Origin of the sequence: Cupriavidus sp. MP-37, assembly GCF_020618415.1 — a bacterium.
In the GTDB taxonomy this organism is placed as follows: Bacteria; Pseudomonadota; Gammaproteobacteria; order Burkholderiales; family Burkholderiaceae; genus Cupriavidus.
The window spans coordinates 1879984-1893616 of record NZ_CP085345.1; the positions used below are offsets into that span (position 1 = coordinate 1879984).

The following is a 13633-nucleotide window of genomic DNA, read 5'->3' on the forward strand; positions in this document are numbered from 1 at the left end:
CGCGCGCCCATGGACAGCACGCTGCCCGGCGCCGACGCCCCCGCCGCGCTCGACACGGTGCTGCGCGACGCGGGGCTGCGCTATGTCGACGACAGCAGCCCCGGCATCACGCGCCAGCGGCATGGCAGCGGCTTCAGCTATACCGGCCCGGACGGCGAACGCGTCGCCGATGCCGCCACGCTGGCGCGCATTGCGGCGCTGGCGATTCCGCCGGCCTACGAATCGGTGTGGATCTGCCCCGATCCGCGCGGCCACCTGCAGGCCACCGGGCGCGATGCGCGCGGGCGCAAGCAGTACGTCTACCACCCGCAATGGGCCACGCTGCGCGATTCCGACAAGTACGCGCGGCTGGCGGCATTCGGCGCCGCGCTGCCGCGCCTGCGCGCGCGCGTGGCGCGCGACCTGCGCCGCAACGGCATGCCGCGCGAGAAGGTGGTGGGCGCGGTGGTGCTGCTGCTCGACGCCACGCTGGTGCGCGTCGGCTCGCCACGCTACGCGCGCCAGAACCGCACCTACGGGCTGACCACGCTGCGGCGGCGCCACGTCACCGTGCGCGGCAGCCGGCTGCGCTTCCAGTTCACCGGCAAGAGCGGCATCACGCACGATGTCTCGGTCAACGACCCGCGCCTCGCGCGCATCGTGCGCAACTGCGCCGACCTGCCCGGCCAGTGCCTGTTCAAGTACCGCGACGGCGACGGCGAAATCCGCGAAATCGGTTCGGCCGACGTCAACGCCTACCTGCAGGAAGTGATCGGCGGGGACTTTACCGCCAAGGATTTCCGCACCTGGGCCGGCAGCGTGCATGCGCTGGCGATCCTGCGCAAGCTGCCGCAAGCGGCCAGCGAAAGCGCGCGCCGCAAGGCCGTGACCGATGCCATCCGCGAGGTCGCGGGCCAGTTGCGCAACACCGTCGCGGTGTGCCGCAAGTGCTATGTGCATCCCGACGTCATCGATGCATACCTGGCCGGCGTACTGCAGGTGGGCGGCCGCGCCCCCACCATGACCCGGCTGCGCGCGGACGAGGCGCGGCTGCTGCAATTGCTGGCGGCGGGCCAGTCCCGGCCGGCGAACGGCAAGCATGGCAAGAACGGCAATAAGGGCAACAACGGCAACAACGGCAAGAACGCGTAGTGGTCACCGCCCCGGTGCTCAGCAGCCCAGCGCGCCGATATAGCCGGGCAGGTCCCTGGCCTCGCGCGAGTGCGCCAGCCGGAAGGCGCTCGCCACCGCAAAGGCGAAGTGATGCGGCGTGTCGAACGGCCCCGGCACGTGGCGCCGGAAGAAGTCGGCCCAGCGGAAATCGAGGTAGGCGGTCTTGACCTTGCGATAGCCGCCGGCCAGCTGCACGAAGGCCTCCAGGCTGCGGTACGGGTCGTCGCGCATGTCGTGGATGGCGTCGGGAAGTTCGGTCAGCGGCCGCCGGCGGCCGTGCTCGTCGTAGGGATGGACCATGTGGTTGGCGACCATGTAGCGCCAGAACGCGGGTACGTCCATGTCGCTCAGGTCGGCGCGGACGATGCCGGGCACATGCGTGAGTCCCAGGTCATGCCAGGCACGCACCCAGTGGTGGTGGTCGACCACATAGAGCGCCTGCTCCGGTCCGATCACCAGGTGCACGCGATGGCGGTCCAGGAACGCCGCGCGCGCTTCGGGCGCAACGCGCCGCGTGGTGTGTACCTTCTGCGCCACGTGGTAGCCGCCCACCGTGATCTGGGTGGGACGCAGCGCATCCAGCGGCACCATCAGCTTGCTGTCAGGCGCCAGCTTGCGCGGCGCCCGTCGCAGTGCGGGCGCCGTGCGCGCGGGGGCCTGGCCGGAGGTCAAGGCTCAGCTCTTGTTGAGCGTGCGGTCCGGCGAAGTCGCGCCGGACGGCGTCGTGCCGGTACTGCCGCTCGCGGTGTCGCCGCCCACCTCGGAGCCCGCGGCCCACGAACTGCCCGCTTGGCGCTGCACGCGCAGGCGGTTGTCGACCTCGGTGACGCCGAACACGGCGTCGGCGATTTCCTCGACCACGTATTTCTCGCGGCGCTCGCTGACGGTGCCGTCAAGCGTCACGACCCCGTTCGCCACCTCGACGGTGACCTCGCCGACGTCGATATACGGGTTCATCGCCAGTCGTTCGCACACGTCCTCGCGCACGCGCTCGTCAGAGCGGCGGTAACCCTTGGGACCGGTTGCACGGCGGCCGGCATGCTGCCCGCCCTGCGTGCCGGAGGCGCTGGCCTGGCCGGCGTAGGGCGTGCGGCGCCGGTAGCCCGGATCGTCCGGATAGACGCGCTGCCCGCCGCTGAACGACTGGCCGCCGCGGCCCGGATCGCCGAAGTAGCCGCCGCCATAGCTGGGCTGTCCGCCGCGCTGGGCACGGTCGCGCTCGCTGCCTTCTTGCCAGTGCATGGCGCGGCCGCCTTCACTGCGGCCGCGTCCGGAGCCCCAGCCGCCCTGGCCGCGCTGCGTGCGTTGGTCTCGTTCGCTGCGTTCGCTGCGTTCGTCGCGCTCGTAGCGTTCCCCGCCGCCGCCACCGGCTTCGCTGCGGCGCCCGCGCGGGCCGAAGCGGTCTTCGCCGCGATAGCCGTAGCCCGATTCGCGTTCCTCGCTGCGGTAGCCGCTGTCCTGCTGCGATGGCCGGTAGCCGCCATAGGCGCTGCTGTACGGATGGCCGCTGCCGCCGACATCGGCGGCGCCATAGCCGCGCTCGCCCCAGCTGCTGCGCCGCTGGCCCGCGGGCGTGTCCTGCTCATACCAGGGGCCGCCGTGGCGCGAGGATTCGCGCTCGCCGCCCATGCCGCGGCCCTGGCCGCGGCTTTCGTCCCGGCGGCTTTCGTTGCCGCGGCCTTCCTCCCAGCCCTGGTCGCGGCTGGCATAGCCATAGCCACCATACTCGCCGCGCGGCTGGCTGCCTGCCCCGCGCCAGTCCTCGCCCCATTCCTGCCCCCAGTCCTCCGAGCCGCGGCCCTCGCTTTCATCGCGCATCCTCTGCTCGGGGCCGCGGTCGCGGCGTTGCGCTTCGGGCCGGCCGCGGCTGCCGCGGTCATTGCGGAAGTTGAACATATCTGCCTCCTGGCTGTGAGGCCCCGCGCGCTGGCACTGCCCCGGGGGAAGTGCGGCAGGCGCCGGAAGCCGTTGACGTTTCGGACATGGAGAAGGCCGCAAAATCCGTGCCCCGGCGCGTAGACGAAGCGGCGCAGCGTGGCATCCCGGTGCGCTGTAAGGATTGCCGTGCGATGTAAGGGTTACGGGCAGCGCGCCGCGGCGTGCGCGGCGGCGCGCGGCGGCATGCGGGCCCGGGCCTTGCGCTTTGCGGCATGGAACTTGCGCGCCACCCTGGCATCTTGCATGGCCGCGGCGCGCCGTCACGCCGGCGTCGCATGGCGCGGCCACCCCCGACAGGAGACTGCCATGTCCACACCCAAGAGCGTCCCGCCCCAGCACCAGTCCCGCCAGCCCGGCCTGGAAGCCCCGATGCGGCCGCAGCCGGACAGCGGCGCGGACGACTACGTCGGCAGCGGCCGGCTCAACGGACGCGTAGCGCTGGTCACCGGCGGCGACAGCGGCATCGGCCGCGCCATTGCGGTGGCGTTCGCGCGCGAAGGCGCCGATGTCGCCATCGCCTACCTGAACGAACATGCCGACGCGCGCGAGACCGTCGACCTGGTCGAGCAGGCCGGCTGCAAATGCCTGGCCATCGCCGGCGACCTTGCCGACTGCGAACACGCCGAGGCTGTCGCGCGGCAGACGCTGCAGCAGTACGGCAAGCTCGACATCCTGGTCAACAACGCCGCCGAGCAGCACCCCAAGGAATCGCTCGAGGAAGTCGAGGCCAGCCAGGTGGAGGCCACCTTCCGCACCAATGTGTTTGCGATGTTCCACCTGACGCGCGCGGTGCTGCCGCACCTGAAGGCCGGGGCGTCGATCCTGAACACCACCTCGGTCACCGCCTATCGCGGCAGCAAGCACCTGCTGGACTATTCCGCGACCAAGGGGGCGATCGTGTCGTTCACGCGCTCGCTGGCGCTGCAAGTGGTGGAGCGCGGCATCCGCGTCAACGGCGTGGCCCCGGGGCCGATCTGGACGCCGCTGATTCCGTCCACGTTCAGCCCCGAGGAAGTGGCGGAATTCGGCAAGAAGACGCCCATGGGCCGCCCGGGACAACCGTTCGAGGTCGCTGGCGGCTATGTCTTTCTTGCCTCCGACGCGGCCAGCTATATCACCGGGCAGATCCTGCACATCAATGGCGGCGAGGTCGTGAACGGCTGAGCGACCGGCTTTGCGCCATCCGCGCATGTAGTTCCGGGGGCCGCATTTGCAAATATTGCATGCAGCGGTCCCGCCGCCTGCCACGCCGTGCAGATCCTGCGCGGGCGTGGCTCTTGCAATACGGGTGAGATCAGCCGACTGCCATCGCCAATCCCTGGGAGGCATCATGTCATCGATTATCGCGGGACGTTTCGATTCGCTCGCCAGCGCCGAAGATGCCGCGCGCACGCTGTTCGCGCGCGGGTTCTCGGTCTGGGATGTATCCATCGTGTCAGTGCGGGAACCCGCCGCGGACCAGCAAGACAGCGCGCCGCAGCAGCCCGCCGACAACGTCATGCTGGCCGCTTGCGTCAACAACGGGCTGGGTTCGGTGGTGATCGACGTGCTGCGCGAAAGCGGCGCCAGCCAGCTGGAGCGCGCGCAGGGCACCTGGGAATGCGGCCAGTGGACCGATTTCGATCCGGCCCGGCGCGGCGAGCCGGTGCGCGAGGGCGAGGGCGAGTACTGGCCGCGGCCGCTGGCCAGCGACGCCACCGCCGAGGAGAGCACCGGCAACGAAGACCCCGGCAGCGAACTGGAACATTTCGTCAATCAGAAACGTGTCGAACACGACTGAACGCCGCGCCGGGCCGGATGACCTGGCTGCGGACGCTGCACCCGTGACCGCGCCGCGCTGTCCGCGCGGCAAGGCCGTCGCCGAACTAGCCAGGCTGCGCCCGACCCAGCTGACGCTGGGCTACATCCACGTGCACCACAAGATGGAAGTCACGCAGCGCCACGCCGATCCGGAAGACCGCGAGGCGCTGCAGCGCTTCATGCGCCGGCATCGCATCAAGACCGTCGCCGGCCCGGGCGGAGAGCTCTATATCGTGGATCACCACCATTGGGCGCGCGCGTGGCTCGATCTCGGCTACCAGCTCGCCCCGGTGCGGGTGCTGGAAGACTTCAGCCATCTGGACGGCGCCGCGTTCTGGAAGCGCATGCGCCAACTGGGCCATGTCCATCCCTACGATGAGCGCGGCAAGCGGCTCGGGCCCAGGGCCTTGCCTTCGACCGTGCGCAGCATGCGCGACGACCCGTACCGCAGCCTGGCCGCCTTTGCCCGTGAAGCGGGCGCGTACCGCAAGCCGGGCAGCGCCTATGGCGACTTCTGCTGGGCCGGGTTCCTGCGCAAGCGGGTCGAGCAGGATCTCGACAGCGTTGCCGGCTTCGGGCTGGCGCTGGCGGAATCGATCAAGCTCGCCCGCAGCGCCCGGGCCAGGCGCCTGCCCGGCTATTGCGGCGGCCCGCTGGAGGGCAAGACCGGCCAACCTGCGAAGCCATTGAAGACGGGCAAGGGCAAAAACGGCAGGGACGGATAGCAACAGGGCAGGCGCGCGCCTGCCCTGTGTTGGAAATACGCCGCGCTGCCAGCGCGGGTCCGGCCTCCCGCGAGAGGCCGGCGCTTGCCCGTCAACGTTCCGACTTGTGCTTCGGCATGCCCTTGGTCTTGGTCGAAGCCATCTTTTCGAGTTCCTTCTCGCTCATCGACTTGGCCATCGAGCGGGAAGGTCCCTTGAGCGAACCGGCCTTCTTTTCGCCGCGCTTTGCGGAGAGCGCCGCTCCGGCGGCCTGCTGTTGCGCCTTGGATTTTGCTGGCATCTCAGTCTCCTTGCGAAAGGTGAAAAGGTGAAAAGGTGGAAAGGTGGAAAGGTGGAAAGGACCGGGCGCACGCTGACGCGCGTGCCCGCGCTTCGTTATAGGCGCCAGGCGCGGCCGCGACAAGCGCGGCCGGCGCGCAACACCGATTGCGCGCACTGTGCCGCGGCTCGCTGCCGGCCGGACGCTAGATGCGCCCCAGCACCACCAGCAGCACCACGATCAGGACGATCAGCCCGAGGCCGCCGCTCGGCCAGTAGCCCCAGCCGGAACTGTACGGCCAGGCCGGCAGGGCGCCGATCAGCAGCAGGACGAGAATGATCAGAAGGATGGTGCCGATGCCCATGGCGTGCTCCTTGTTCGTGGATCGGGGAAGCCGCGCGGCTTCCGCTCCGAGGCGGCCCCGCAGAGCCATCCGCTTACCGTTCAGCGTATAACAAGGGGTGCGGGCATCCCTCCGGGCAGGGACTGATATCGGTGTAGGAATCGGACGACGCCCGGGTGCGGGCAAGGCGACCCGCGCGGCGCCCGCTGGCGCGCCGCTGCGGTGCAAAAGCCCCGTGCGCAAGCCTGGCAGGACGCTCAGGCGGTGTTCAGGCCGTGTTCAGGCCGTGTTCCACGGCATAGACCGCCACCTGCACGCGGCTGGCCAGGTTGAGCTTCTTCAGGATGTTCTGCACGTGGATCTTCACCGTGCTTTCGGCCACGCCCAGGTCGCGCGCGATCTCCTTGTTGCTTTCTCCGCGCGCCAGGCCCTGCACGATCTCGCGCTCGCGCGCGGTCAGCCGCGGCGCGTCTTCCTGGCGCGGCGCGGCCGGCGGCGCGGGCGCGCGGAACTGGGCCACCAGCTTGGCGGTCATGCTGTCGGAGATCACCGGCTCGCCGGCGGCGGCGCGGCGGATACCGGCTATCAGCGCCTCGGTCTCGATGTTCTTGATCAGGTAGCCGCGCGCGCCGCCGCGCAGCGCGGCGGCCAGTTCCTCGGCCTCCTCGGACACCGTCAGCACGATCACCGCGGTCTGCGGCAGGTCTTCGACCAGCAGCTGCAGCGCCTCGAGTCCGGACAGGCCGGGCATGTTCAGGTCCAGCAGGATCACGTCGGGGCGGTGCTGCTTGGCGCGCTTGATGCCTTCCACGCCGTCGGCGGCTTCGTCGACGATCTCGAAGTCGGCCTGGCGCTGCAACAGCGCGCGGATGCCCGAGCGGAACAGGGTGTGGTCGTCGATCAGCAGGATGCGGATGGTCATGGCTGGGTCTCGCTCGGGAGGGCGGGGCTGCTAAGGCTGCCAAGGCTGCCAAGGCTGGCCACGCTGGTGATGGGATTGGCGCTGCGGTCGCGCCGGGCGGCGCCGTGGCTGCCGGCGGGCAGCACCAGTTCGATGCGCACGCCGCGGCCGGGGCTGGCCTGCACGTGCAGCTGCGCCCCCAGCCGCGCGGCGCGCTCGCGCATGATGCGCAGGCCGATATGGGCATCGGCGCGGGTAGCCAGTTCGTCGGGATCGAAGCCCTCGCCGTCGTCCTGCACCACCAGGCGGAAGTCGCGGCCATGGCTGAGCGCCACCGCCACGTGCGCCGCCAGCGCGTGCTTGCGTACGTTGGAGAGCGCCTCCTGCAGGATGAACAGCACCTGCAGCTGTTGCTCGGGCGACAGCGGCCAGGCGCCGCCGCGTTCGTCGATGGCCAGCGTGGCCTCGGTGCGGCATTGCCGGCGGAAGCGCTCGACGGTCTCTTCCACCGCCGGGCGCAGCTCGCCGGTGCCCAGGCGCGAGCGGAAGTTGTTGAGCAGCTCGCGCACGTCCTGGTAGCTCTCTTCCACCCCATGGCGCAGCATCGGTACCAGTTCGCGGGTCTCGGCCAGGTCATCGCGCGCGACCGCGTCGTCGAGCAGCTGCACCTGCAGGTTCAGGTAGTTCAGCCCCTGGGCGATGCTGTCGTGCAGCCCCTGCGCCACCAGGTTGCGCTCTTCCACCACCGCCAGCTGGCGCGCCGTGGCGGACAGGCGCAGGTGTTCCAGCGCGGTGCCCAGGTGCTGCGCCAGCGTCTGCAGCAATTGCCGGTCCGACGGCGGCAGCTTGCGCGGCGCGCGGAAGTGCAGCGCGAACATGCCGGTGGCGCCGCGCTGGCTGGCAATGCGGAACGCCGCCAGCGACTGGAAGCCATCGCGGCCGCACGGCGTCTCGTCGGCCGCGCCCGCATGCGCGCCGCGCAGGTCGACGATGGCGATCACCGGCGCGCGCGTGGCATCGCCGCAATGGCAGCCGCTGGCCGACGCGCAGGAGTCGGCCTCGGCCAGCGCCGCGGGCAGGCCGGCGGCCGCCAGCAGGTGCATCCGGCCGTGGCGGCTGTCGAGCACGCGCACGCTGCCGCCGTCGGCGTCGAACTGGCGCATCACCCGCGCCAGGAAGCCTTGCGCCATGGCCTCGGCGTCGGCGGCCTGGTTCAGGAAGGCGGCCATCTCGTACAGCGTTTCCAGGTCGCGGTTGTGGCGCTCCAGCTCGGCGGTCTTCTGCGCCACGCGCGCTTCGAGGTCGTGGTACAGGCCCTGCAGCTCGCCCGCCATGCGGTTGAAGCCCTCGCTGAGCGAGCCGAACTCATCGCGGCTTTCCACCGGCAGGCGCAGCGAGAATTCCCGCCCGGCCATGCGCCGCAAGCCGTCCTGCAGGCGCAGCACCGGCAGGATGATCCACAGGTAGAGCAGGTAGATCACGGCCACCGTGCCGATGCAGGCCATCAGCGCCAGCGCGGTTTGCGACAGGCGCAGCAGGTCGGTCTTGCGCGCGCTGTTGCGTTCGATCATGCCGACCAGGCGGTCGGCCTGGGCGACAAAACCCGGCAGCGCGGCGATGTACGCGGCAGGCGACGCGCCGGCCACCGCCAGCGGCCGCAGCCGTTGTTGCCAGTCATGGGTGACGCGGTCCAGTTGCGTGTGGATGGCGGGCTCGTCCGGCAGGAACAGCGGCCGCGCCGCGTCGCCCTTCTTCAGCAGCGCCAGCGTCGCGTCCAGCGCCTGCATGTGGGTGCCCAGGTCATTGGCGCGGCCCGCGTGCGCCAGCGCCAGCTCGATCGCCACGCGGTTGGCGCGCATGCGCAGGCTGCCGGCATCGTTGATGGCCGCGCCGGCGCCTTCCAGCTTCCAGGACAGCCAGAGCGTGCCGGAGATCATCCCCAGCACCACCAGCAGCACGGCCAGCGACAGCGAGATGATGCGCGTGGAAAGACGGTGGCGCAGCGCGGGCAACGCGGACGCCGCCGTGGCAGGGGCGGCAGGAGGATCGGTATCGGGCATGGCGGTATCGGGGGCTACCAGGGGGACCTGTCGCGGGCCTGTCGCGGGAGCCGGGCAGCGGCCCGACGGCCATGGCAACAGGGTCACGCAGGGGTCGGAAGCGATTTTCCCCGCGCGACAGGGCAGGCTCCCTGCGCAAGATCAAGGAAACCCGGCTTTGCTACGCGTATGTGCGGGCAGCGGCGCATCGGCGCCATTGCATGTGGTGCCAGGGCGTGTTTCATCACACCGTGATATTTGTGGTCGCGCCGCAGTTGCCGTCGCACTTGCCGTCGCACTTGGCGCTGGTCAAATCCCTGCGCGGCGCGGCGGCCTAGCATCGGGCCTTTTGTCAGAACGGCTGAGAAAGGAGCGATGGCCATGTCCACCACGAGCGGCGCACGCATGCGTCACCACCGTCACGCCACGGCGCGCGCATGAAAGGCGCGGATCTCGACTACGCGCGCGCGCCGCGGCCTGCGCTGGTGTTCGGTTGCCTGATGCCGGCGCCGTGGCTGGGCGCGGCCGCGGGGCTGCTGCTGGCAGCGGGGCCGGCCGCGGGCCTGCCCGACCGCTTTGCGCCGCTGGCGTTGGCGGCGGTGCATGCGCTGGCGCTGGGCATGCTGCTGCCGGTGATGGTCGGGGCGCTGTTCCAGATGATGCCAGTGGTGGCCGGCGTGGATGTGCCCGGCGCCGGACGGCTGGCGCCGTTCATGGCCGCGACCGGTGCGGCGCTCGCGGCCGCGCTCGGCTTCGGCTTGCTGGGCGGCGAACCGGTGGCCATGCGGGCCGCCGCCGCGCTGGGCGCGGTCCTGCTGCTGGTGGGCGCGGTGCTGCTCGCCGCGGGCCGGCGCGTGGCCGCGGTGGACGCCACCACGCGCACGCTGGCCGGCATCGGCGCGCCGCTGATGGTAGCGGTGCTGGCCGGGATCGCGCTGGCGGGCAGCTTCGGCGGGCTGTGGCGCGTGCCGGTGGCGCAGGTGCTTGGCCTGCACGTGGCGTGGGCGCTGGGCGGCTGGCTGGCCGCGCTGGTCAGCGGCGTCGCGGCCACGGTGCTGCCGATGTTCTGGCAGACGCCGCGCATGCCGGCGGCCATGGCGCGCTGGCTGCCGCTGGGGCACTGGGTGCCGCTGGCGTTGTCCGGCACCGCGCTGCTGCTGTGGCCGGACCAGCCGGTGCTGGCGCAGGCGGCGCTGGTGGTGTGGCTGTCGTTCGTGGCGGTATTGGGAGCATGCGGGCTGGCCGGCTCACTGCGCGCACGGCGACGCCACGATCCGCTGTGGCGGTTGTGGCCGGTCGCATGCGCCAGCATGCTGGGCGCGGCGGTGCTGGGGGTGGTGGCGGTGGTGCTGCCCGAAGTGGCGCTGCCGCTGGCGTGGTGGGCCGGCACCATGGCGCTGGTCGGCGTGGGCGTGCTGCCGGTAACGGCGATGCTGGGCAAGATCGTGCCGTTCCTGGTCTGGCTGCACCTGCGCCGGCTGCTGCCGCCACGGGCACGCGTGCCGGCCATGCAGGCCATCATCGCGCCGGGCCGGCAGCGGGCGCAGGCGTGGCTGTTGCTGGCGGCCTACGCGGTGTTGTTGGCGCTGCCGCTGGCACCGGTGCTGCTGGCGCGCGTCGGTGGAGTGCTGCTGGCGATTGCCAATGCGTGGTTGGGCTGGCAGTTGCTGGCGGCGCTGCGCTGCATGCGGCGGATGAGGAAGGGCGGTGGACTGCCGCCACGCTCAGGCTTCTGACAAAGTCTGCCTGCTGCGGGTTTGCTCCCCTCTCCCGCTTGCGGGAGAGGGGCGGGGGTGAGGGCGGGCGCTGGCAATAGTGACGCGCGTCACTTCGTGGAAGCACCGGCCCTCACCCCAGCCCTCTCCCGCAAGCGGGAGAGGGAGTACACAAGCGGGAGTTGCAGGGCTCGAGGCCATGATGGTCAGCGGGCCGCCGCTGCCAACCCCGCCGGCTTCTCCCCCGTCAGCAGATAGTGGATCAGCTCCGCCACCGGCCGAATGGCCTCTCCAAACGGCAGTGCGCCGCGGCCGCGGAAGAACAGGCCGCGTTCCACGTCGCCGCGCACGGCCTGCGCCAGCTTCAGGTCGATGCAGAACTGGCCGATGCGCGCAATGCCGTCGCGCAGTCCGCATGCCTGCAGGCAATCGAATCCTTCCAGGCATTCGCGCACGCGCGCGCGGCGCTGCAGGCGCGCTTCGCTCGACAGGTAGCGCTGCAGCCACGGTGTCAGCACCGCGCGCGCGGGCAGGCCGGCCACGCTGGTGAATTCGCGCAGCGTTTCCGGCCGCGCGGTGGCCAGCACTTGCTTGAAGGCGGGATGGGCATCGCATTCCTCGGTCACCGCGAAGGCCGTGCCCAGCTGCACCGCGGCGGCGCCTTGGCCCAGCCAGTGGCGCACCTTGGCGTGGCTGTCGACGCCGCCGGCCAGGATCAGCGGGATGCTGTCCCAGGCCAGTCCCAGCTGCGCGAACAGTTCGCGGCATTCGCTCAGCACGCGCGAAAACGAAAAGCGCGGCTCGGCCAAGTCCTGGATGGTGGCCGCGCCGAGGTGGCCGCCGGCGTGCGCCGGGTGTTCGACCACGATGGCGTCGGGCAGCCGGCCCTTCTTCATCCAGCGGCGCAGCACCAGGCCGATGCCGCGTGCCTCGGACAGGATCGGGATCAGCGCCACCTTGGGATGGCCGGCGGTCAGTTCGGGCAGGTCCAGCGGCAGCCCGGCGCCCATGACGATGGCATCGGCGCCGCTTTCGCACGCTTGCCGCACCAGCGCCGCGTGCGAGCCGACGGCCTTCATCACGTTGACGGCGATCAGGCCGCGGCCCTCCGACGCGGTGCGTGCGGCGCGGATCTCGCGGTCCAGCGCCTCGAGGTTGGCGGCTTCGATGGCGGGCTTGCGAAGGCTGCCGCGGCTGCCGCGGGTGCGCGCCATCAGGTCGGGGTGGTGGTGGCGCAGGTCGATGCTGGCGATGGTGCCGACACCGTTCTCGCGCGCGACCGCGCCGGCCAGCCGGTGGGCCGAGATGCCGATGCCCATGCCGCCCTGCACGATCGGCAGCAGGCGGCGGCCACCCAGCTTGAGCCAGGGGTGATTCATAAACGGGTCTCCGGAAGGGGATGGACGCCGGGCCGCATGGCGGCCCCGGCGCGGGGATGACGCGCAAGCGTGGCACAGCGGCACGGGCCCGCGTTTGCCGCAGGTCAACCGCGACAACGTGGTCTGCCATCGGCCTACGCCGACCGGCGTAGCCCGGCGCGGCCGGGGTGCCGTTGGCGTGGGTTTGCGCGCGGTCAAGCCCCTGGCGCGGACGCTTGGCTAGCATCGGCCGCTGTCCTCATCCCCGCGCCGCCGCCGGCGCCATCACCGATGACCTGTTCCACCCAAGCCTCATCCGCGGCCCCGGCCACGCCCGCGTGCGCGCCGCGCCGGCCGCAGCTGGTCGCGCCCGCCGGCTCGCTGGCGGCGCTGCGCATGGCCTTGCAGCACGGCGCCGACGCGGTCTACCTGGGCCTGCGCGATGCCACCAACGCGCGCAACTTCGGCGGGCTGAATTTCACCGAGGCCGACATTCGCACCGGCGTGGCCGAAGCCCATGCGCGCGGCGCCGAGGTGCTGTTTGCCATCAACACCTTTGCGCAGATGGGCGCGGTGGCGCAGTGGCACCGCGCTGTCGATGCGGCCGCGGACCTTGGCGCCGATGCCGTGATCATGGCCGACGCGGGTTTGATGGGCTATGCCTGCGCGCGCCATCCCGGCCTGCGTCTGCACCTGTCGGTGCAGGGCTCGGCCACGCACGCCGACGCCATCGAGCTGATGCGCGAACGCTTCAATATCCGCCGTGTGGTGCTGCCGCGCGTGCTGTCGCTGGCGCAGATCGGCAAGCTGGCGCGCCAGACCAGCGTCGAGCTGGAGGTGTTCGGCTTCGGCAGCCTGTGCGTGATGGCCGAGGGGCGCTGCCTGCTGTCGTCCTATGCCACCGGCGATTCGCCCAACAACAAGGGCGTGTGCTCGCCCGCGCATGCGGTGCGCTGGACCGAGCAGGACGGCACCATGCAGGCGCGGCTGTCGGGCATTTTGATCGACAGCTACGCGCCCGGCGAGCCGGCCGGCTATCCGACGCTGTGCAAGGGCCGCTTCGAGGTCGAGGGCGAGCGCGGCTACGTGCTGGAGGAGCCGACCAGCCTGAATGCGCTGTCGCTGCTGCCGGCGCTGCTCGACATGGGCATCGCCGCGATCAAGATCGAAGGGCGTCAGCGCAGCCCGCGCTATGTGGGCGATGTGGTCGGCGTGCTGCGCGCGGCGATCGACGCCGCCTGCGCCGATCCGACCCGCTTCGCGCCGCGCCAGGAGTGGCAGGCCACGCTCGGGCGCCATGCCGAAGGCGACCAGGTCACGCAGGGCGCCTATGACCGCCCCTGGCGCTGACGCCATGACCTTCACCTGCCTGTATCCGGATACGCCGGACCTGCCGGCCACGA

13 protein-coding genes are annotated in these 13633 nt (G+C 71.3%); 6 read left to right on the forward strand and 7 right to left on the reverse strand.

Features of this window, described 5'->3' with window-relative positions; translation table 11 throughout:
* The first annotated feature begins 9 nt into the window (after positions 1-9).
* Positions 10-1131, forward strand: coding sequence for a DNA topoisomerase IB (locus tag LIN44_RS24875; RefSeq protein WP_227314919.1), 1122 nt, complete (start codon positions 10-12; stop codon positions 1129-1131).
* Positions 1132-1149: 18 nt separating this feature from the next.
* Here the strand turns inward: LIN44_RS24875 and LIN44_RS24880 are convergent, their stop codons facing one another.
* Together LIN44_RS24880 and LIN44_RS24885 are read right to left on the reverse strand one after the other, a co-directional pair.
* On the reverse strand, positions 1150-1785 hold the full coding sequence (locus LIN44_RS24880) for a ParB-like protein (RefSeq protein WP_227316418.1): 636 nt from the start codon (positions 1783-1785) through the stop codon (positions 1150-1152).
* Between the two features lie 42 nt (positions 1786-1827).
* Positions 1828-3048 (reverse strand): BON domain-containing protein, encoded by a 1221-nt coding sequence (locus LIN44_RS24885; protein ID WP_227314920.1) that lies wholly within the window; start codon positions 3046-3048, stop codon positions 1828-1830.
* Between the two features lie 348 nt (positions 3049-3396).
* On the opposite strand from LIN44_RS24885, the gene LIN44_RS24890 reads away from it, so the two are divergent.
* The 3 genes from LIN44_RS24890 (at position 3397) to LIN44_RS24900 (ending at position 5615) form a co-directional block, all read left to right on the forward strand.
* On the forward strand, positions 3397-4254 hold the full coding sequence (locus LIN44_RS24890; RefSeq protein WP_227314921.1) for an SDR family oxidoreductase: 858 nt from the start codon (positions 3397-3399) through the stop codon (positions 4252-4254).
* 166 nt (positions 4255-4420) lie between these two features.
* Positions 4421-4870, forward strand: a complete 450-nt coding sequence (locus LIN44_RS24895) for a hypothetical protein (protein ID WP_227314922.1) — start codon at positions 4421-4423, stop codon at positions 4868-4870.
* On the forward strand, positions 4854-5615 hold the full coding sequence (locus tag LIN44_RS24900; protein ID WP_227314923.1) for a ParB/Srx family N-terminal domain-containing protein: 762 nt from the start codon (positions 4854-4856) through the stop codon (positions 5613-5615). Before LIN44_RS24895 ends, LIN44_RS24900 begins: the two co-directional genes overlap by 17 nt.
* A gap of 91 nt (positions 5616-5706) precedes the next feature.
* On the opposite strand, the gene LIN44_RS24905 is transcribed toward LIN44_RS24900, so the two are convergent.
* From LIN44_RS24905 to LIN44_RS24920, 4 genes are all read right to left on the reverse strand, one after another.
* Entirely contained in the window at positions 5707-5895 is a 189-nt protein-coding gene (locus LIN44_RS24905) for a DUF3008 family protein (protein ID WP_062803719.1), read from the reverse strand.
* 184 nt (positions 5896-6079) lie between these two features.
* Entirely contained in the window at positions 6080-6238 is a 159-nt protein-coding gene (locus tag LIN44_RS24910; RefSeq protein ID WP_012356889.1) for a DUF3309 family protein, read from the reverse strand.
* Positions 6239-6485: 247 nt separating this feature from the next.
* Positions 6486-7139 (reverse strand): response regulator transcription factor, encoded by a 654-nt coding sequence (locus LIN44_RS24915; protein WP_227314924.1) that lies wholly within the window; start codon positions 7137-7139, stop codon positions 6486-6488.
* On the reverse strand, positions 7136-9178 hold the full coding sequence (locus tag LIN44_RS24920) for a type IV pili methyl-accepting chemotaxis transducer N-terminal domain-containing protein (protein ID WP_227314925.1): 2043 nt from the start codon (positions 9176-9178) through the stop codon (positions 7136-7138). Before LIN44_RS24920 ends, LIN44_RS24915 begins: the two co-directional genes overlap by 4 nt.
* 416 nt (positions 9179-9594) lie before the next feature.
* On the opposite strand from LIN44_RS24920, the gene LIN44_RS24925 reads away from it, so the two are divergent.
* Entirely contained in the window at positions 9595-10893 is a 1299-nt protein-coding gene (locus tag LIN44_RS24925) for a hypothetical protein (protein WP_227314926.1), read from the forward strand.
* Positions 10894-11078: 185 nt separating this feature from the next.
* Here LIN44_RS24925 and LIN44_RS24930 read toward each other — a convergent pair whose 3' ends face one another.
* Positions 11079-12251, reverse strand: coding sequence for a nitronate monooxygenase family protein (locus tag LIN44_RS24930; RefSeq protein WP_227314927.1), 1173 nt, complete (start codon positions 12249-12251; stop codon positions 11079-11081).
* 375 nt (positions 12252-12626) lie between these two features.
* Here LIN44_RS24930 and LIN44_RS24935 point away from each other — a divergent pair, with 375 nt between their 5' ends.
* Positions 12627-13580, forward strand: coding sequence for a peptidase U32 family protein (locus tag LIN44_RS24935; protein ID WP_227316419.1), 954 nt, complete (start codon positions 12627-12629; stop codon positions 13578-13580).
* Positions 13581-13633: the final 53 nt, after the last annotated feature.